Origin of the sequence: Leptospira noumeaensis (assembly GCF_004770765.1) — a bacterium.
In the GTDB taxonomy this organism is placed as follows: domain Bacteria; phylum Spirochaetota; class Leptospiria; order Leptospirales; family Leptospiraceae; genus Leptospira_A; species Leptospira_A noumeaensis.
This window is the reverse complement of record NZ_RQFK01000011.1, coordinates 143896-163431: the sequence shown is the minus strand read 5'-3', so window position 1 is coordinate 163431 and position 19536 is coordinate 143896. Positions and strand designations below refer to the sequence as shown.

Genomic DNA, 19536 nt, shown 5'->3' with positions numbered 1-19536 from the left:
TCGGATATACTCATTCAAAGTTTTTTTACTCATGAATTTTTTTCTTTTTTCTGTCTTTCTCGGATGTTCTGGAGAAACTTCTAAAAACGATGCAGCAACTTCACTCGTTTTAGCTAAAGAAACTGGGGCTGATGGATGTACTGTAGCAGGACTCGGAACACAAATCAAAGCGGGTTATACAGGAATCACAACTAGTTCACAGTCAGTCTCGTTTGCTCTTGCCGGCGATACCTATTATGCAGTCATGCAAATTGCTGGAGCACAAATTGGAACAAGGGTCGTACTTTCTCGTTATGCGAAACTTTCGGTTTATGTTTCGACGAGTTGTCCCTTGGATCTTTCTTCGGCTGTCCTCGCGAAGGATGGAACGGAATTTTCTAAAGTAGATTCACCAGCAACTGTTCTTACTTTCACAAAGGCAGGAAGTTATTTAATTTACCTTTACCAAAAAGAAAGTGCAGAGGCAAATCCACTCACGGTTCTAACGGATGGAACACCCGTACAAACCATTTCCGATTCTGACCTATCTGACCTTCTCAACGGGGGATCCACCAAGACCTTTAAATTTGCTTGTGCTGTGGGTGGTGGTGTCTGCCAAAACTACTATGGGTATCTTACAAGTTGTCTTTCTGGAACCAAACAGACGCCTAAATGTACTGAAACGAGTGTCGTGGGTTCTTGTAAGGTCACCCAGTCCAGTGTTGGTTATATCATCAGCGTTTATACCGCTCCTTTGACGGGAGGGGCAGGGACTGCTGCCACACATTGTTCAGGGATATCGGGAACCTATGTAGACGGGGCGACAGTCCAGACCCCTTAGAACTTCTCTATTTTTCCAAATTCCCTGGACAGACTACCCCGTGTCCGAGTTATGACTGGAAGTGAGGGAGTCTAGTTATGAAAACCATGTTTGAAAAGATTTGGAATGACCATTTGGTTCACGAGGACGATGGAACCTGCCTTATCTATATTGATAGACACCTAGTTCATGAGGTGACAAGCCCACAGGCTTTTGAAAGTTTAAAACTAACCAACAGAAAAGTGCGACGTCCTGATGCCACTTTTGCAACTATGGATCACAACGTATCCACAAGGACTCGTGACTGGAAATCAGTAGATCCTATCTCTGTTTTGCAGATGCAAACTCTGATGGACAACTGTAAAGAAAACGGAATTACATTATTTGATATCAACCACCCGGACAACGGAATTGTCCACGTGGTCGCACCTGAACTTGGTCTTACCCATCCTGGTATGACAATTGTTTGTGGGGATTCACACACCGCCACTCATGGTGCTTTTGGAGCACTTGCTTTTGGAATTGGAACTTCGGAAGTAGAACATGTTCTCGCAACACAAACCCTAGTCCAAAAGAAACCAAAAACTTTGGAGATCCGAGTGGATGGAAAGTTGTCTCCCCTTGTTTCAGCAAAAGACATTGTTCTTGCGATCATCGGTAAAATTGGAACAGACGGGGCGACTGGATACGTAATTGAATTCACAGGTGAAGCCATTCGTTCTCTCAGTATGGAAGGTCGTATGACCATCTGTAATATGGCGATTGAAGCTGGTGCTCGTGCCGGACTCATTTCCCCAGATGATACGACTATCAACTATATCAAAGGAAGAGACTTTGCTCCTAAGGGTGAGGCTTTTGATATAGCGGCTGCTAAGTGGAAAGCGTATGCAACGGACGCAGGCGCGAAATTTGATAAAACAGTCGTTTTGAATGCAAATGAAATTGCACCTATGGTTTCTTGGGGAACTTCTCCTGGCCAAGTGATTCCTGTCACATCGGCAGTGCCTGCACCTTCTGATTTTACAGACCCTGTCCAAAAAAAATCAGCGGAGTCTGCCCTTGCTTATATGGATTTAAAACCTGGTCAGAAACTTTCTGATGTCAAAGTAAATAAAGTATTTATTGGATCATGCACCAACTCTAGGATCGAAGACTTACGTGTGGTTGCGGACACTGTCAAAGGTAAAAAAGTTAGCAAAGAAGTAGAGGCCATCATTGTGCCTGGTTCTGGTCGTGTGAAACGACAAGCAGAACAGGAAGGGCTTGATAAAATCTTTTTAGAAGCCGGATTCCAATGGCGTAACCCTGGTTGTTCTATGTGCCTTGCCATGAACGATGACGTTCTTTCCCCGGGGGATCGTTGTGCCTCCACTTCCAACAGAAACTTTGAAGGAAGACAGGGAAAAGGTGGAAGGACTCATTTAGTTGGACCGGCAATGGCAGCGGCCGTAGCGGTCGAAGGACATTTCGTAGACATTCGGGAGTGGAAATAAAATGAAAGCATTCACAAAGTTAAAAGGTATCGCTGCTCTTTTAGATAAGGCAAACGTAGACACAGACCAAATCATCCCAAAACAATTCCTTCGTAAAATTGAAAGGTCAGGGTTTGGACAACATCTATTCCATGACTGGAGATTTTTGGATGATGCTGGGAAAATACCAAATCCAGAATTTGCTCTCAATGCAGAAAGATACAACGGCGCCAATATCCTTGTCACAAGAGATAACTTTGGTTGTGGATCCTCAAGGGAACACGCTCCTTGGGCCTTAGAAGATTATGGATTTCGTTCCATCATTTCTCCTTCTTATGCAGATATTTTTTACAATAACTGTTTTAAAAATGGAATGTTACCAATTGTTCTACCAGAAAACCAAGTAGAAGAAATTTTCCAAACCATCGATAAAAAACCAGGTGCTAACTTGGAAATCGATTTGGAAAACCAAGTGGTGATCACTGAAGAGGGAAAAAAATACCCATTTGAAGTGGACGGTTTTCGGAAACATTGCCTCCTGAATGGTTTGGATGATATTGGACTCACTCTCCAAAAGGCTGAATTTATTCAAAAATTTGAGGAAAAGAACCAAAAAGAAGTTCCCTGGTTGTACGCAAAAACAGTATAATCACACTATGAAACGGTTTTCAATTTTACTCGGATTTTTATTTCTAACAGGTAGTCTTTTTGCAGACGAACTCCTTATCCAGGACACCAAACAAGGATTAGGGAGAGAAGCCATTCGCGGAACGACTGTTGTGGTTCATTACATTGGTAAACTTACCAACGGAAAAGTTTTTGATTCCTCTGTGGATCGTGGGGAACCATTTAGTTTCCAACTTGGCCAAGGACAAGTCATACAAGGTTGGGAACGAGGGATTGTCGGAATGAAAGAAGGTGGAAAACGTAAACTCACCATCCCTCCACAATTTGGTTATGGTGCACGTGCTGTTGGCCCGATCCCTGCGAATTCTACTCTCATCTTTGATGTGGAACTGATTAAAGTAAAATAATGATAGATCCAATTTCCAAAGGCATCGATGACCTAGGCAATAGCCTACTTCAAGCGCTTAACAACGTACAAGGTATCTTTGGAAAGGAACTTTCCGTTGCCAGACCCATTCAGGACAATATCCTCCAACTCATTGGAAATACTCCACTGATTCGATTGAATCGAATAGGTTCGGAATATACGGGAGTTCAGTTTTATCTCAAAGCAGAATTTTTAAATCCAACAGGTTCTGCTAAAGACCGTACTGCCATTGCTATGTATATCGATGCAGAAAGACGAGGGAAACTAAAAAAGGGAATGAGTGTCGTACTTGTTGGTGCGGGTTCTTCTTCTGTGAGTTTCACTTGGATTGGAAAGGTAAAAGGTTATCCTGTTTATTGTTTAGTCCCACTGCATACAAGTTCAGAACGAATCCAAATGCTTCGCAGTTATGGGGCAGAGGTGACTGTCACAAACGAAGGTGACCTCAGTCGTTTGTATGAACTTGCCGAAGAAAAAGCTAAAAAACTAAATGGATGGATTCCTGACGAAGCCTCCAATCCCGCAAATCCAAATTTTCATTTCAAAACCACAGGGCCTGAAATTTGGAGAGATTTACAAGGCAAAGTGGGGGCAGTGATTTCTGCACCTGGATCTGGTGGGGCCATCACAGGAATTGGTAGGTATTTAAAATCCCAAGACCGACGTGTAAAAGTCATCATTGCTGGAAAACCAAACTCTCCATTTATGGAATATGGAAAAACAGACAATCCCAAAGAAAGGGAAAGAATCCAACTTCCTGCAGTTTATGATCCCAAACTCATTGATCATTACTTTCACGTAAATCTAGACGAAGCCTTACATCTGCAAGCTGACCTTTATGAAAAAGAAGGAATTTTTGCGGGGCTTACAACGGGAACGGTAATCACAGGTGCCCTTCGGTTTTCTGAGTCACTACCGGAATCGGAAAAAAACGAAAGAAACCCATTTAACATAGTGATCCTTTCTCCCGATCGGGATTAGTTTTTTTCGCTAAACAACTGTTTAATTTCCTCGAGGGAACTTTTGGTAACGGTTTCTCCGAGTTGTATGAATTCGGAACTCCGCCAAAATTCAAACCAATTGGAATTGGGAAGGATGGGGTTTAAATACACATCAGCTTCTTGGGCACTGTACTTTCCAATCCGGTATTGCAAAGAATACAAACTATTTACGATGATATCCAAAACATTCAAATTCAATAGTTTGTTTGTTTTCATCTCATCTTTCGAACTAGGCATCGAGTTGATGGCAATGATTTTCTCAACTCCTTCATGGCTGAGAGCAGAAACGGGAAGTGGGTTGACGATCCCTCCGTCTACATAAGTTTTTCCATTCTCTTGGGGTTGAGGAACAAAGACTCCCGGGATTGATATACTCGACATCACTGCATCCAAAACCTTTCCTTCCGATAGAACAATTTCTTGTCTTGTTGAGATATCACAACTGATGAGTCTGAGTTTGATGGGTAGGTCTTCAAAATACAAATCACCCAAATACTTTTCCAGAAGGGCTCGCACATGTTTTCCATGGAGGAGTCCTTGCCCGGGAAAGGATAAATCCACCAGTTTGAACATTTTGAAGATACTATCAATTTCAGCAAGAAGAGGTAAGATTCCTTTGTAACCGAGGCCACTCGCCCAAAAGGCGCCAATGACGGCTCCGATACTAGTTCCTGCAATCATATCGGGAACCAGTCCTTCCTCTTCCATGACCTTCATGATTCCCACTTGGGCAAGGCCAAGGGCGGCACCACCACCAAGGGCTACACCAATTTGAACTCCTGAAAGTTCCCTCGCTTTTCTTCTAATATGGATTTCCCATTTTCCATGACTAATCAGATCTTGGATTTGAGTTTCATGATATAAGATTTCGTTTTCTTTGGATTCACTTGTGATGGAATCACAAAGATTTATTTTTTTATCTGGAGAAATATAGTTTTCTATATGGTCAGCTTCATCAATTAACAGTTGTTTTAGCTCTTCTTCTGTTTCAGGAAATACTTCTAAAAAAATAAATGAATGACTAGCATAATGTTTTCCTAGAGTTTCTTTGACTCTTTCGGAGTCTTTAAATTTATAAGATTTTACATAAGGATTTTCGGTTTGCCCATTTTGTCCAAAGTGTAAAATCACAGATTTTTTTCCGGATTCTTCTTCTATGGAAGTTACTAATTCTTTTGCCAATGTTTCCTTCGCAATGGGATCGGAATGCACCAAACAAACCACAGAGTTACGAAAGTATTCCCTTCCACCTAAAAGTTCTCCTCGGAGTGACTTTGTGAGCATTTTTGAAAATGTAAGAGATAAGTAAGGAATTTTTTGGATTAATTTTTGGAATCCGGATTGGGAGAGGACAAGAAATCTGGATTCAGAAACAGTAACAGCTGTATGACTGTGTTTTTCGCCAGTGAGTAGGGATTGGATACCAAAATATTCCCCTTTTTTGAGGTATTGGACTTCTTCTTCTCTTTTTCCTTCTCCCTTTTTAGGGAGAAACAATTTTATCCCGCCGGAAAGAATTAAATATAAACTTCTGTCTGAGTCTCCGGCCGTGAATAGAGTTTCTTCCCTTTCTGATTCCACAATATGAACAGACTCTGCCACCCAAACCTTTTCCTTCCGAGACAAACTTCGAAATAGGGGAAGGCTGGAAACAAGGTGAATTTTTCCTTCTAAATCTTTCATACGGGCCTCTTCCACCAGGGTTTCAAAAGGGAAAGATAGAGAAATTTCGTTTTTTACTCAAAAATAAAAAATTTCATTGACTACTTGTTTGTATAGTAGTAATTGTATGTTTAGCAAACAGGAGTCTATATGATTACACATTTGAAAATTAAAGATTTTGCACTCTTTGAATCCCTGGAACTTTCCCTTGCGGATGGTCTCTCTGTCTTTACTGGCGAGTCAGGTGCCGGAAAATCCTTAATTTTCGATGCCTTGGCTTCTTTGTTTGGTGGGCGTTGTTCCACGGCTAATATCCGGCAAGGAAAGGAAAGGTATTCTTTGCAGGCTGTCCTCTCGTTAACGGGGCAAAACTTGGCAAAAGACTATTTGATGGAGCAGGGTTTTCGTTATACGGGAGATGAAATCATCATCACTAAGGAACTCATGAAGGATGGAAAGGCAAGGGTGAAAATTGGAGAGAGTTTAGCATCCACAACCCATTTGCGGGAACTGGGCAAAACCATGGCGGAGATCCATTCCCAAAACGAACAACTCTTTCTACTCGAAAAATCCAACCAATTGGAATTTTTAGATCGTTTCGGTAATTTGGAATCTTTAAAGTCAAAATTCAAATCCGCATTACAACAGTATCGGCATTGGAAACAAAAACTCAGCGATTTTGAAGAAACTAGAAGGACAATGCTCAAACGAAAAGAAATCCTTGAGTATGAAATTGAAGAAATAGAATCCATTTCTCCGAAAGAAGGAGAAGATGAAAGTTTATCTACCGAAGAATCTCTTTTGGCAAACGGAGAAAAATTAGCAGAAAACTACCGTTTGGTGTTAGAAGAATTGACTGAAAAAGAAAATTCCATCTTGAAAGTGTTTCCGACTCTCATTCATGCCATCCAAAAGATTTCTATTTTAATCCCTGAAAAAAAGGAAATGTTAGATGAATGGGAAGAGGTTTATGACAGGCTAAAATCTCTCAAATCTGTGATTCGCGAGGAAGAGGAAGAATTATTTTTTAGTCCTGAACGATTGGATATGGTTCAGTCCAGGCTTCAAGACATCAAAAAATTAAAGAAAAAATATAACGTAAGTTTAACAGAAATCAACCTATTATTGGAAGAAAAAAAATCGGAACTCGAACGATGGAAAGAACAGGCTGGAGATGAAGATTTTTTACGGATCAAAAAAGACCAATGCCTTACAGAGATGAAGGAACTGGGATTCCAATTGTCAAAGTTACGTCGCAACGTCATTTCGCAATTTGAGGAAGATGTCCAAAAGGAAATGGCCGATTTAGGACTCGAGGGAGGAAAACTCCAAGTGGTTCTCCGTTGGGAAGAAAATCCTGAAGGCGAAGTGGAAGAAGGCTCCAAATCCTATTTCCTTTCCGAATCTGGTCTTGATCAAATAGAGTTCTATTTCAGTGCCAATCCAGGAGAAAAGCCGCGCCCACTTCGGAAAGTTGCTTCTGGGGGAGAATTGTCTCGGGTGATGCTTGCACTTAGAAGTGTATTGGGAAAACAGGCTCCTTCCCCTCAAATGTTGATTTTGGATGAGGTAGATACGGGACTAGGTGGAGAGGCAGCCGAGGCTATGGCGGCAAAGCTTAAAAAACTAGCAAGAAACTCTCAAATTCTCCTCATCACGCATACCCAACAAGTTGCGGCCTCAGGAGACCACCAAATTAAGATCGAAAAACGACAGGAAGGTGGTAGAACCGTCTCTCAAGCATCGGTTCTTGACTTTGAGGAACGAAAACGGGAGCTGGCAAGGATGATCGGTGGCAAACAGGTGACATCCGCGGTGTTAAAAGCAGCCACTGACCTACTGATGAAAAAAGCAGGTTAGTCATTTAAAAATAGTATTTGGCGAAAAAGGGAAGACTGAAAACTCTATTCGTAATCCTTCAATGGGGTCCCATTCATGTCTTTTCCTTTCGCTAAATCAGATTCAATCATTTCCTCGGTTCCACCACAAACCATTCCCATTTTAATCATCTTTGTTTCGATTGTTGGTTTTACCATCATCGTGGAAAGACTTGTGTATTATTTCCGACTCAAGGCCATCCCACAAGATCATTTCCGTCGCATTCGAGAGTTGGCTCGTGAACAAAAATGGGATGAAGCAAAAGATATACTCACTGCAGAAGTTCAGTCTCCTGCGGCGGTTCTACTTCGTATGGCATTTGATCTCAAACGCCGGGGAGTTCAGTTCTGGGAAGAGGACATCCGCCAAGAAGGTTTTAGACAAATTTACTTGATGGAACGTTACCTAACTGGTCTTGGAACCATTGCAACGATTGGTCCATTACTTGGGGTTCTTGGGACGGTTATCGGGATTGTTCGTTCCTTTGCTGAAGGTGCAGGAACACAAGGTGCGGAAGTTGGTATTTCAGAAGCTTTGATTACCACTGCTATGGGCCTTGCGATTGCGATTCCTGCTTACATTTTTTATAATCTTTTCTCTCGAATGAAAGAGGAAAGAATTACGGAAATGGAAAACGTAACAGATTTGGTGTTACCTCACCTTAACAAACGATAGAATTAAATGAAATTTCGCAAAACGCAAAAATCATTTAATAACATTGAACTTGCACCGCTGATTGATGTTATTTCCTTTATAGTGATTTATTTTTTGATGAATGCAACTTTGGAAAAAAACACAGCGCTTAAGGTTGAGTTGCCACGTTCATCGAGTGTTGCCAAAGAAAAACAGAAAGATGAACTTGTAATCACTGTAGACAAACAAGGTAAAATTTATTTGGACCAAAGTCCTGACCCTGTTGCTTTGGAAGGTCTCACCGAAAAAATCAATGGGTTTCTCGGTCCAGAAAAAGAAAGGGATCCTAAAAAAAACAAAGTCATTATTCGTGGAGATGGTGGTGCGTCCTACCAAGTTGTGGTTAAGGTAATCGATGCAGTCAATGCTGCGGGTGTTAGTCGCTTTAACCTAGCAATGGTAAAAGGCACATCTAAGTGATTTTTTGAATATTCGAAAAAAAATAAAATTCTTTAGTCTTTTTGTATTATCTCTCCTTTTACTAGTTTCGGCAGAGTGGGTTTCCCTTTGGTCGAACAAATCTGTATTTATAGATAAAGTCATTACCAAAGTTGAATTTAAGGGGAATATTAATACTGCCTCAGATGACATTTTGGAATTAATGGACATGCGTCCAGGGATGCAATTGTCGCAAGGCCTTTTGAATGCCGATATGCGCGCTCTATTTGTTTCGGGATTCTTTTACCATATTGATATCCAGGGGGAAGCCGACGGGGATGGAGTCAAAATCCTTGTTGTCGTAAAAGAACGACCTAGGGTGAAAGACATCGATTTTATCGGTGCCGATGAAGTTTTCCCATCTGACTTACGTGATAAAATTCCATTAAAAGAAAATGAAGTCATCACCCCTAAAAAGGTGACTCTTTCGAAAGAAGTGATTTTGAAGAAATACCGAGATGAAGGTTTTTTTCTCGCTTACGTTCGTTTTGAAACGGAACCGGTAAATCCGGAAACAAACACGGTAAAGGTGAAGTTTATTATTGATGAGGGGGAAGAAATTCCCGTCAGCAAAATCAATATTTTTGGAAACAGCGAAGTGGACACTTATGATCTTCAAGGGATCATGGACTTAAAAGAAAGTGGAATCATTGAATCTGGTGTATTTAAAGAATCTGCGTTTGAATCTGATAAACAGAAAATTGTCGGTTACTTAAAATCCAAAGGTTATGTAGACGCTGAACTCAGCAATGAAGGTACCAACTGGGAAATTCGTTGGGAAAATCCACAAAAAAAAGACAAACGTGTTGTGATTGTTAACTTCAAAATCATTGAAGGGGAACAATATTTTTACAACGGTTATTCCACAAGTCATGATCTAACCATTGCCCCAAACGGGATGCCGCAATTTCTAAACAAAGAAAATAACCCAATTGGAACTCCTAAAGAAGAATGGTCTCCGGTTTATCCGATCAAATTTTTAGAGGACCAGTATGAATTTGCACCAGCTGATGTGGGTGAGGTTTTTGACGAAACTAAATTCCAAAAAGATAGGGCTTCCATCAACGAAGCATATTCAGCAAAAGGGTATTTGTTTGCGCAGGTCATTCCTCGTAGAAAAGTAATAGAGCTCAGTGATGGATCCTTGTCTCGTTATGAAAATTGTGAAAAACGAGGGAGTGGTGATGCTATCTCTGATTGTAATGAAGAATACAATAGGCTCAATGTTGCTCGATTAAGAAAAATTTATGAAGATGAGCCCAAACTAAGAGGAAAAAAATTCATTCACGTCGATTTTACCATTCGTGAAAATAACTTAGCTTTTATCGAAAATATCATCATCAAAGGTAATAAAAAAACCCAAGACCGGGTAGTCAGAAGAGAACTTCTCTTTAAACCTGGTGACCTTTTTAACTCAACACTAGTAAACAGATCTCGGGAACGTATCTTTAACTTGGGTTATTTTAAAGAAGTAAACTTTAATATGAGACCCGGTTCTGATGAAACCAAAATGAACCTCATCATTGAACTTGTGGAACAACCGACAGGAACTGTATCGATGGGGGGAGGGTATGGAACCATTACTGGGTTTTCCATCTTTACTCAGTTAGGTGAAAATAACCTGAACGGATCTGGACAACAGATTACAGGTCGTGTGGAATTTGGACCAATCCGTCGTTATTTACAAATATCTTGGACCGAACCTTGGTTTATGGACAAACCTTGGTCACTGACACTTTCTGCCTTTTATTCCTCTAGAACTTTGTATGTGGGAGCCACTTCCATCACTGAAAACAACAACCAAGGGATTAAGGAAGTTGCGTCTTACGAACGTTCGGGTGTTGGTGTGAGTGCGGGACTTGGTCATAGGTTCCTCATCAACTGGACCCACTTCCATCGTTATTCTCCTTCCTTTTTTGCGTCTACGAGACCAACCTCTCTTGTTTCTGATCAAGTACTTGCGGAAGTGGATCGCGGCTGGCAATTCCGTTCACAACTAACGAATGGTATTGCTTATGATAGCCGTGATAATGTGTTTAACTCCACACAAGGTTTTAATTTAATTTTTTCAGTGGATAACGTGGGTCAGTTCCTTGGTGGAGAAAGTCATTTCGACCAGTTCAGCCCTATTTTGGAATACTACCATACTTGGTTCGATTATACATTTTTTGGACTCATTCGCAAAAATGCACTTAGGCGATGGCGCGTGGTGCAACAGTTCCGAACTTCATCAGTTTTTACCTTTGAAAGGACACCAAAGTATAAAAATCAGGACAAAGAAAGAATTCCTTACATCCAAGTCCAAGACCGTCTTTTTCTTGGGGGATATGAATCCCTTCGTGGATGGTTTTTTGATGATAAATACTATCCAGATGAATGGAAAGATGGAGCTTCCAGCAGGGTTTTATTTACTTCGGAGTTAAGGTTTCCTATCGAACCATCATTATTATGGTTTGTTATTTTCTTTGATGCGGGATCCATGTATGAACAAATCAATCGTGCTGTGGGTGAAAGAAAAGAGTTCTTTAAAAATTATGATTCGTTAGTCCAGGCACAACGTACTTCAGAACCAGTGGAAACATATCTTTATGAAAATTATAATTCCTATGGTCAAAAATTGCCTGAGTCTCCACTGGTTGTGAATGACCCTGGAAATTTGGTTTTATCTAGTAAAAACCTCTCTATGTCAAATTTTAGATTTTCTTGGGGTTTTGGTTTGAGGATTCAAATTCCCGTATTACCTCTTCGTTTGTATTTTGCGCAGCGTATCCGTTATACGGGTGTGGAAGACAGGCCTTTTGGACTTTATCCAGACAATAACAGTTTTCAGTTTGTTTTTGGTATTGGAGATATGCGGTTCTAAGTGGAGTTAGTTGGACTCAATTCCGAACAAAAAAAAGCAGTTGAATCGGTTGATGGCCCATTACTGATTTTGGCTGGAGCGGGTTCTGGGAAAACTCGTGTCATTACTTATCGAATCGCGAACCTTATCTTAAATCATAAAGTTTATCCCAATCAAATCCTAGCGGTTACTTTTACCAACAAAGCCGCAGAAGAAATGCGGACTCGTTGCAGGAGTTTGATCCCCGAAGGGGCTGGGGAACCTTTGGTGCGAACCTTTCACTCTCTTTGTTTGTATTTACTTCGTAGGGAAGGAAAGGTTTTGGGGCTCGGAAATAATTTTACTGTTTATGACAGTGATATGCAAGAGTCACTCATCAAAGAAATTTTAAAATCCAAAGATATGGATACGAAGGAATTTAGACCTTCCAGTCTTGCCAATACATTCTCTGCTGCAAAAGATTCGTTTATGACAGCTGAAGAATATGCTAGAAAAAAAGCAGATGATTCTTATACAAAAACCATTGCTTCCGTATTTATCGAATATGAAAAACGAAAAGATCTCAGGAATGCTTTGGATTTCGGTGATTTGATTTTAAAAACGGTTATTTTGTTTCGAGATTTTCCTGTGATTTTGGAGAAATACCAAAGGCTTTGGAAATACATCATGGTAGACGAATACCAAGATACAAATAAAATCCAATACCACTTAGTTCAGTCTCTCTCATCATTTCATAAAAATTTATGTGTGGTGGGTGATGACGACCAGTCCATTTATTCCTGGCGTGGTGCTGATATTTCGAATATTCTAAATTTCAAAAAAGATTATCCGGATGCTGTCGTAGTTAAGTTAGAAGAAAATTATCGTTCTACCAAAACGATTATCGAAACAGCCGCTGCCTTAATTTCTAATAATAAACAAAGAACTAATAAAACTCTCCGAACAGAAAATTCCATTGGGGATAAAATCAAACTCACTTCTTATCAGAATGAAATGGAAGAAGCAGAGGGGATTGTCCAAAAAATCCAAATGGCTGCAAGAAGAGGGCAGAAGTATTCAAATTTTGCAGTATTTTATAGAACGAATTCCCAATCCCGGTATTTTGAAGAAGCCTTAAGAAAAAAAGCCATTCCCTATAAAATTTTTGGGGGTTTTCGTTTTTTTGACAGAAAAGAAGTAAAAGATCTCATTGCTTACCTTTCTGTTGTTGTGAACCCAGTGGATTCTACATCGCTCCTTCGGATCATCAATTCTCCACCAAGAGGAATTGGAGATACGACTGTAAATCGTTTGTTAAAGTATTCTGTAAGTGAGGGTCTTTCTTTATTTGAATGTTTGGGAAAAACTGTTCCCGATATCAAAAAGGGCACGGCGCAAAAGTTAGCTTCTTTGCATCGAATGTTTGATTCTGCAATGGAAGATCTGGGAAAAAAAACTCCATCTGAAATTGCCTATGAAGTATTGGAACATTCTGGTTACCGTGAATTTTTGGAAAATGAAGGAACAGAGGATTCATTTTCGAGATTGTCTAACTTAAACGAGTTTGTCAACGCCCTCAAAGAGTTTGAGGAAAACAACCCCGAGGCTACACTCGAAGAATATTTGGGAAATATTTCGCTCATCACAAGTGAAGACAATACCAAGGATTTACCTGATTATGTGATCCTAATGACCGTACATAACGCGAAAGGATTAGAATTCCAACATGTGTTTATGGCAGGAATGGAGGAAGGAACGTTCCCTCATTTTTTATCGATTGATTCTGCCGACGGGTTGGAAGAAGAAAGAAGGCTTGCCTATGTTGCGATCACTAGGGCTAGAAAAAATCTAGAGATAAGTTTTTCAAGATTCACCCGTAAATTTGGAGACGTGGATGCAAGGCTCCCTTCCCAATTTTTGGAAGAACTTCCCAAAGAATTTGTGGATGGGGAATTCACTGAAAGCCGTTACGGGGTGAGAAGGCCTGAGTTTACTCCAAGAGCCGAAAGATTCCAAAAATCAGAAGAAAAGTTTGAAACGGTGCTTGCAAAAACCGGTAGTGGAGACTACCAAGTGGGAACGAAAGTTCGTCATAAAGTTTACGGTGAGGGTCGGATTTTATCTGTTTCGGGATCAGGAGATAACCGTAAGGTAGAGGTCAGATTTGGTTCCCATTTGGATAAAAAATTCTTATTGGCATACACACCATTAGAGATAATTTCATAATCTAGAAGAGGATTGGCAATGAAACGAGTTTGGATTTTTTGTATGGTTGTATTATTTCCGGTGACTTTTGTATATTCGCAACAAAACTCCGGTTTGGCGGAAGAGTTTACAAAACTTGAAGACTATTTAAGAAATCCTAAACTTACCGATGAACAGAAGAAAAAAAATTTTGAAACCAATATGGTAAGTTCGGTAAGAAGTACTCTCTCCAAAAGACTATCCAATCCAAAAAAGGATTTAAAAGATCTTAAATTCCAAGACTTACAAACAGAACGTCCAGAAGGAACCAATACTTTTTTTGTAAAGTATAAGAACTATTATTTTCAATACCAATTTCCAGTTGATCCTGAAACATATGTGACTTCACCATCAGAAGAAATTGTGTTAGAGAAACCAGAAGGTCTGGATCTCGGTGCGGGTGCACATAAAGAAGAAAAAAAGAATTAGATTTTATATCGGGACGGAATGGAAGAAAACGATTTTAGGGAAGTTTGGCAGTGGGTGTTATCGGTAGGGGATTCAATTCTTTCCATTTATAAATCAGACTTCCAGATTCGTGACAAAGGTGGCAACGATCCTGTCACCGAAGCGGATTTGTTTGCGAGTGAATTTCTTTTTGAAAAAATATCTGCTCGTTTCCCAAACCATGGATTTTTATCCGAAGAAAAATTAGATACAAACAGGCGTTTGGATAAGGAATGGGTTTGGATATTGGATCCCATTGACGGAACTCGCGAGTTTGTCAAAAAAAACGACCAATTTGCACTCAGTTTAGGACTCGTTCGTAACGGCGAAGCCATTTGGGGTGTTATTTTTAATCCAGCCACTGGTGAATTTTTTTCCAAAAATAGAAATACTTTTTTTGCTAAGTTACAACCTCCCTTTGCCACAGAAGAAAATTTTAGAACCTTGGTTGTTGAAAGTGGTTCTGTATTGGAACCTTTAGCAGAAGAGAAACCAGTTTCCAAAAAACCAATTCTACTTGTATCTTTATCAGAAATGAAAGAAGGTTTGTTCTCTGATTCTTTTTGGCAGGAAGATTTTGAAATTCGTTCCATGGGAAGTATTGCGTATAAGTTAGGTTTGTTATCAGCAGGATTCATTGATCTCATTGTTTCATTGAAACCAAAAAACGAATGGGATATTTGTGGGGGCATTGCTCTTTTGGATGAAGAGAATTTTACTTGTTTCCCATTAAAAGATAAGGAATACAAATTCAACCAAGCGGAGACTTTATCCTTCGGTCTTGTCGCAGGTAAAAAAACAGCGGTTACTTATCTGGAATCTAAAATTGATTTCCACCAATTGTCCCTCAAGGTAAAGGAACGATGGTAAGAACCACCAAACGAATTGGCCTCGATGCCAGGCCATTGTCCACACGAGTATCGGGAGTGGGAAGGTTAATTGCTGAAACCTTAAAAGCATTTCCTCATAAAGAAGAATATGATTTCTTTTTATTTTCTCATTTGCCGATTCATGAAGATCATAAAGCAGTTTTAAATTTACCTAATGTAACTTGGGTGAAAGGTGGGGGATTTCTCAAATGGAAAGGTGGATTGTATTACAATCTATTCATTCCTTTTTATCTACTAAAACATCGATTGGATTTGTTTTGGGGCTCTCAACAAGTTCTACCTCCTTTTTTGCCTAGTTCCTTATCTGCGGTTTTGACTTATTGTGATTTGGTTTTGTATTTGTATCCCGAAACTATGCGTTGGATTGCCAAAGTACAACAAAGGTTGTTTCAACGTTACTCTGTTAGACGGTCAAGTTTTATCCTATCCATATCCAAACAAACTAGCGATGATATGTGTCGTAAATTTGATTATCCCGTAGACCAAACAGGTGTTTCTTACCCAGGAGTGAATCCAGAGGAAATGTTGAAACTTTTGGAAACGGAACCATCTCTACGGGTGAAAGATTTGGGTACAGATTATTTACTTTCTGTATCCACCATTGAACCAAGAAAGAACTATCCATTTTTACTCGAAGTCTTTCGCGAGTATCGAAAAATAGACCCACACCATTACAGACCTTGGGTGATTGTTGGAAAAATCGGTTGGGAGTCTTCGGAATTTATAGAAGAGTTAAGACAAGAACGTGCTTTGTTTAAAGACATTCATATTTTAGATTCTGTCTCTGACTCTGAATTACAACACCTCTACAAAAGAGCGGGACTGTTTGCTTTTGCGAGTAAATATGAGGGGTTTGGAATTCCCATGGTAGAAGCCATCTTCCACGGTTTGAATTGTGTTGTTTCTGACATTCCTACGTTTCGTGAAATTGGCAAAGATGGTGTGACTTACCTTCCTTACCAAACAAAGGAGGATGCGAAGGCCTGGGCGGAATCAATCAAAAAATTCTTTGAGAAACCAATCCCTCCAGAAGTTTCCATCTCCGAGTTTACTTGGGAAAATGCAGCAAAGATTACGGAAGAAGTTTTTAGAAAGGTTTTAGAGGAAGGAGAATAAACCCGTCTTTTTGGTGACCACACCCGAATATAGAATTTTGGATTTATCCGATTTTGGTTGGACATGTAAATGAAACCTGTCTTTTGTCATGGCTTGGATTTCACATTCCCAATCTGCGTCTTTTGCGGTTAGTTTGATTCTATCACATAGAACTTCCGATTCGAGAATCCAAACCAGAGAAAATTCTTGTTTTCCACGTTTGAAATGGGATTTGATTTCTTTAGGGCCTGCTTTCCAGATAACGGTTGTTCCATCTCCCGTTTCATAGGGTTGCACCATGGAAGGAATCATGGAAATTCCTTTTCCACTCCAGTTTCCCTTTACGTAATCATTCCATTCGTCTAAGTTGGAGAAGTAATTATAAATTAGTGAATTCAAAAATGATGATCCAAGTATTCAGACGTTCTACATCCAGTTTTTATCTGATCTTTCTCCTTTCTCTCTTTTTTTGTAAACCCTCAAAGGAAGTGAGTGATTTTTATCCCGATTCTCTCCCAGGACTTACAGGGAAAAAAGAAAGATTAGAGGATTTTAAAGGGAAGGTTGTTGTTTTGGATTTTTGGGCCACTTGGTGTGAACCTTGTGCCAAAGCAGTCCCTACCATCAACCAGTGGAAGTCTTCGGTTTCAGAAAAGGACTTTGTATTCCGAGGAATCAATACAGATACCTCTGAACCTTTGGAAAAAATCCAAAAAGATATGGATCGATTGAAGATGAGTTATCCCACCTTACTTGACAAAGACTGGAAAATGACAGATTTTTATCATGTAGAAGGAATTCCATGTCTCCTTGTCTTTGATCGCGCCGGAAAAATTGTGCATAGGCAGTATGGGATCATTGGGTCAGACCTTTCCGGGCTTGTGATTCGCTCACATGTATGGGCCGAGTCGGATCTGCCATAATTGTGCAATGCGAAACAACATTTTGATTTTCTATTGATTTCAATGACAAGATTGAAAATGTCTTGACTCATGTTCGTTAAAAAAGTCCCTTAAAGATACCTTTTTACGTTTTCTTTTGAGAAAGGAGTCAGAATAATGCCAGCCAATTTGCCCGAACTCTTCCAGCAGAGTGCTGAAAAATTTGGGAACCGCCCCGCGTTCGTCAGTAAAGACGAATCTAAGTCCTATAAACCCGTCACTTTTAAAGAAGTATACGATCTTGGTATCAACTTAGCAGAAGCTCTCATTGATTTGGGTGTCGCTGCCAAAGAAAATGTTGCCTTGCTTGCAGATAACCGATTGGAGTGGATTGTTTCCGATTATGGAATTCTTATGAGTGGTGCTTGTGATGTTCCCCGCGGAACAGACATTACCGATTCAGAAATTGCTTATATTCTAAACCACTGTGAAGCGAAAGTTGTGTTTCTCGAGAATGACAAAATGCTCGAGAAATTCCAAAAGAATCGTTCCCAATTGGAATTTGCGAAAACCTTGATTGTTATGGACAACAAGTCCACTGCTACAGGTGTTTTGAAACTTTATGATCTTATCGAAAAAGGTAAGGAACTTCGTGCAAAGGGTTCTAAAAAAGCAGAAGAGCGGATGAAAGCAATCGCCCCTGATGACCTTTTCACAATCATTTATACTTCTGGAACGACAGGTATGCCAAAAGGTGTTATGTTGAAACATAGCAACATGATCCACCAAACCTCTGCCATCTTGGGAAGTATGATCGAAATCAAAAAAGATGAAAGGATGTTATCCATCCTTCCTGTTTGGCACGTATTTGAAAGAGTATTTGAATACCTAGCAATTGCTGCTGGTTGTGCCACATACTATACCAATGTTCGTGACCTTCGCGATGATATGAAAAAGTCAAAACCGACTTTTATGGCATCCGCTCCAAGACTTTGGGAAAGTATCTATAACGGAATTTATACTAGAATCAATGATCCAAAACAAACCCCTGCGATCCGTCGTGGTTTATTCAATTTGGCTTATTTTTTCTCTAAACATTTCAACGCAGCAACAAGGTTCCTAAAAGGAAACCAAGTAGATTATGTAGGAAGAAACCCAATCGTTTCCCTTTTTAGAGGACTCTATTATTTGGTTGTAGCCATTGTTTTGGCAGTTCCTTATTTCCTTTTGGATTTAGTGGTGCTTTCCAAAATCAGAGAGGCTACTGGTGGAGAACTAAAGGCATCTGTTTCTGGTGGTGGAGCTCTCCAAAGACATGTGGATGCATTCTTCAATGATATTGGAATTAATGTATTGGAAGGATATGGAATGACGGAAACTTCTCCGGTAATTTCTGTAAGAACTTTCAAAAAGTTAGTCCAAGGTTCTGTTGGGGTGATCACTCCTGAAACTTCCGTACAAATCCGGGATGATTTAGGAAATGTTCTTACACATGTGGATGCCAACCAAAAACTCATTTCTGGAAAATACGGAGCTCGTGGGGTCATCCACATCCGCGGACCACAAGTGATGAAAGGGTATTATAAAAATCCAGAAACAACAGCAAAAGTTCTAAAAGATGGTTGGATGGATACGGGAGATATTGGAATGTTCAATTTCAAAAAGACCCTTACCATCACTGGTCGTGCGAAAGATACTGTGGTTCTTCTTGGTGGAGAAAACGTGGAGCCAGTTCCTATCGAGGACAAACTCACAGAGTCTCCATTCATTGCGCAAGTCATGGTGATTGGACAAGACCAAAAGAATTTGGGTGCACTCGTTGTTCCTGATTTTGACAAATTGACAGAATGGGCGAAAGAAAACGGAATTTCTGAGACTGATAAACAGAAACTCATAGAAAATCCGAAGGTTCTCGATTTCTACAAAAAGGAAATCAAAGCTCTGAACAATACCAAAACTGGATTTAAGTCTTTTGAACAGGTGACTCCGTTCATTCTCATTACCAAACCGTTTGAAGTGGGTGATGAATTGACAAACCTTTTCAAAATGAAACGCCACTTAATCACGGAAAAGTACAAAGACAAAATCACTGCTTTGTATGCAGCTGATTAAGCTAATTTAATTTTAAGCCGCCTGGTTCACGGGCGGTTTTTACTCTTCC

General features: G+C 40.0%; 17 protein-coding genes. 15 read left to right on the top strand and 2 right to left on the bottom strand.

Annotated features, from left to right (window positions below):
* Positions 1-31: 31 nt before the first annotated feature.
* From EHQ24_RS03915 to EHQ24_RS03895, 5 genes are all read left to right on the top strand, one after another.
* Positions 32-820 (top strand): hypothetical protein, encoded by a 789-nt coding sequence (locus EHQ24_RS03915; protein ID WP_244310309.1) that lies wholly within the window; start codon positions 32-34, stop codon positions 818-820.
* A gap of 77 nt (positions 821-897) precedes the next feature.
* Complete coding sequence (gene leuC, locus EHQ24_RS03910) at positions 898-2292, top strand: 3-isopropylmalate dehydratase large subunit (RefSeq protein WP_135600386.1); 1395 nt, start codon at positions 898-900, stop codon at positions 2290-2292.
* Between the two features lies 1 nt (position 2293).
* Positions 2294-2920, top strand: a complete 627-nt coding sequence (gene leuD, locus EHQ24_RS03905; protein ID WP_135600385.1) for a 3-isopropylmalate dehydratase small subunit — start codon at positions 2294-2296, stop codon at positions 2918-2920.
* Between the two features lie 7 nt (positions 2921-2927).
* Positions 2928-3305 (top strand): FKBP-type peptidyl-prolyl cis-trans isomerase, encoded by a 378-nt coding sequence (locus tag EHQ24_RS03900; protein ID WP_135600384.1) that lies wholly within the window; start codon positions 2928-2930, stop codon positions 3303-3305.
* On the top strand, positions 3305-4306 hold the full coding sequence (locus tag EHQ24_RS03895; RefSeq protein ID WP_135600383.1) for a PLP-dependent cysteine synthase family protein: 1002 nt from the start codon (positions 3305-3307) through the stop codon (positions 4304-4306). Before EHQ24_RS03900 ends, EHQ24_RS03895 begins: the two co-directional genes overlap by 1 nt.
* On the opposite strand, the gene EHQ24_RS03890 is transcribed toward EHQ24_RS03895, so the two are convergent.
* A complete protein-coding gene (locus EHQ24_RS03890) occupies positions 4303-6009 on the bottom strand; it encodes a patatin-like phospholipase family protein (protein WP_135600382.1) in 1707 nt (568 codons plus the stop codon). The genes EHQ24_RS03895 and EHQ24_RS03890 overlap by 4 nt on opposite strands.
* 129 nt (positions 6010-6138) lie before the next feature.
* Here EHQ24_RS03890 and recN point away from each other — a divergent pair, with 129 nt between their 5' ends.
* The 8 genes from recN to EHQ24_RS03850 all read left to right on the top strand — a co-directional run bounded on the left by recN (position 6139) and on the right by EHQ24_RS03850 (position 16515).
* Entirely contained in the window at positions 6139-7848 is a 1710-nt protein-coding gene (gene recN, locus EHQ24_RS03885; RefSeq protein WP_135600381.1) for a DNA repair protein RecN, read from the top strand.
* Between the two features lie 75 nt (positions 7849-7923).
* Entirely contained in the window at positions 7924-8541 is a 618-nt protein-coding gene (locus tag EHQ24_RS03880; RefSeq protein ID WP_135600380.1) for a MotA/TolQ/ExbB proton channel family protein, read from the top strand.
* 6 nt (positions 8542-8547) lie between these two features.
* Positions 8548-8979: an ExbD/TolR family protein gene (locus EHQ24_RS03875; RefSeq protein ID WP_135600379.1), complete on the top strand. Its 432-nt coding sequence runs from the start codon at positions 8548-8550 to the stop codon at positions 8977-8979.
* A gap of 4 nt (positions 8980-8983) precedes the next feature.
* Complete coding sequence (locus EHQ24_RS03870) at positions 8984-11860, top strand: BamA/OMP85 family outer membrane protein (RefSeq protein WP_135600378.1); 2877 nt, start codon at positions 8984-8986, stop codon at positions 11858-11860.
* Positions 11861-14044: an ATP-dependent helicase gene (locus EHQ24_RS03865; protein WP_135600377.1), complete on the top strand. Its 2184-nt coding sequence runs from the start codon at positions 11861-11863 to the stop codon at positions 14042-14044.
* Between the two features lie 18 nt (positions 14045-14062).
* Positions 14063-14491: an LIC11625 family surface-exposed protein gene (locus tag EHQ24_RS03860; protein WP_135600376.1), complete on the top strand. Its 429-nt coding sequence runs from the start codon at positions 14063-14065 to the stop codon at positions 14489-14491.
* Between the two features lie 18 nt (positions 14492-14509).
* Positions 14510-15379, top strand: coding sequence for a 3'(2'),5'-bisphosphate nucleotidase CysQ (locus EHQ24_RS03855; RefSeq protein WP_135600375.1), 870 nt, complete (start codon positions 14510-14512; stop codon positions 15377-15379).
* Positions 15373-16515 (top strand): glycosyltransferase family 4 protein, encoded by a 1143-nt coding sequence (locus tag EHQ24_RS03850; protein ID WP_135600374.1) that lies wholly within the window; start codon positions 15373-15375, stop codon positions 16513-16515. The genes EHQ24_RS03855 and EHQ24_RS03850 overlap by 7 nt, the downstream gene beginning before the upstream one ends.
* Here EHQ24_RS03850 and EHQ24_RS03845 read toward each other — a convergent pair.
* The gene (locus tag EHQ24_RS03845; protein WP_244310288.1) at positions 16498-16893 is read right to left on the bottom strand and encodes a hypothetical protein; all 396 of its coding nucleotides are present in this window, start codon (positions 16891-16893) and stop codon (positions 16498-16500) included. The two genes, EHQ24_RS03850 and EHQ24_RS03845, sit on opposite strands and share 18 nt — an antisense overlap.
* Before the next feature lie 2 nt (positions 16894-16895).
* Here EHQ24_RS03845 and EHQ24_RS03840 point away from each other — a divergent pair, with 2 nt between their 5' ends.
* Both EHQ24_RS03840 and EHQ24_RS03835 read left to right on the top strand, forming a co-directional pair.
* Positions 16896-17417 carry a TlpA family protein disulfide reductase gene (locus EHQ24_RS03840; RefSeq protein ID WP_135600742.1) on the top strand — a complete coding sequence of 174 codons (522 nt, stop codon included), beginning with the start codon at positions 16896-16898 and terminating at the stop codon, positions 17415-17417.
* A 135-nt stretch (positions 17418-17552) separates the two neighbouring features.
* Positions 17553-19487 carry an AMP-dependent synthetase/ligase gene (locus EHQ24_RS03835; RefSeq protein ID WP_135600373.1) on the top strand — a complete coding sequence of 645 codons (1935 nt, stop codon included), beginning with the start codon at positions 17553-17555 and terminating at the stop codon, positions 19485-19487.
* Positions 19488-19536: the final 49 nt, after the last annotated feature.

What these genes read in the sequence shown, in the direction of transcription:
- EHQ24_RS03915 (WP_244310309.1), top strand. Translation starts at nt 32, where the DNA reads ATGAATTTTTTTCTTTTTTCTGTCTTTCTCGGATGTTCTGGAGAAACT.
- leuC (WP_135600386.1), top strand. Translation starts at nt 898, where the DNA reads ATGAAAACCATGTTTGAAAAGATTTGGAATGACCATTTGGTTCACGAG.
- leuD (WP_135600385.1), top strand. Translation starts at nt 2,294, where the DNA reads ATGAAAGCATTCACAAAGTTAAAAGGTATCGCTGCTCTTTTAGATAAG.
- EHQ24_RS03900 (WP_135600384.1), top strand. Translation starts at nt 2,928, where the DNA reads ATGAAACGGTTTTCAATTTTACTCGGATTTTTATTTCTAACAGGTAGT.
- EHQ24_RS03895 (WP_135600383.1), top strand. Translation starts at nt 3,305, where the DNA reads ATGATAGATCCAATTTCCAAAGGCATCGATGACCTAGGCAATAGCCTA.
- EHQ24_RS03890 (WP_135600382.1), bottom strand. Translation starts at nt 6,009, where the DNA reads ATGAAAGATTTAGAAGGAAAAATTCACCTTGTTTCCAGCCTTCCCCTA.
- recN (WP_135600381.1), top strand. Translation starts at nt 6,139, where the DNA reads ATGATTACACATTTGAAAATTAAAGATTTTGCACTCTTTGAATCCCTG.
- EHQ24_RS03880 (WP_135600380.1), top strand. Translation starts at nt 7,924, where the DNA reads ATGTCTTTTCCTTTCGCTAAATCAGATTCAATCATTTCCTCGGTTCCA.
- EHQ24_RS03875 (WP_135600379.1), top strand. Translation starts at nt 8,548, where the DNA reads ATGAAATTTCGCAAAACGCAAAAATCATTTAATAACATTGAACTTGCA.
- EHQ24_RS03860 (WP_135600376.1), top strand. Translation starts at nt 14,063, where the DNA reads ATGAAACGAGTTTGGATTTTTTGTATGGTTGTATTATTTCCGGTGACT.
- EHQ24_RS03855 (WP_135600375.1), top strand. Translation starts at nt 14,510, where the DNA reads ATGGAAGAAAACGATTTTAGGGAAGTTTGGCAGTGGGTGTTATCGGTA.
- EHQ24_RS03850 (WP_135600374.1), top strand. Translation starts at nt 15,373, where the DNA reads ATGGTAAGAACCACCAAACGAATTGGCCTCGATGCCAGGCCATTGTCC.
- EHQ24_RS03840 (WP_135600742.1), top strand. Translation starts at nt 16,896, where the DNA reads ATGATGATCCAAGTATTCAGACGTTCTACATCCAGTTTTTATCTGATC.
- EHQ24_RS03835 (WP_135600373.1), top strand. Translation starts at nt 17,553, where the DNA reads ATGCCAGCCAATTTGCCCGAACTCTTCCAGCAGAGTGCTGAAAAATTT.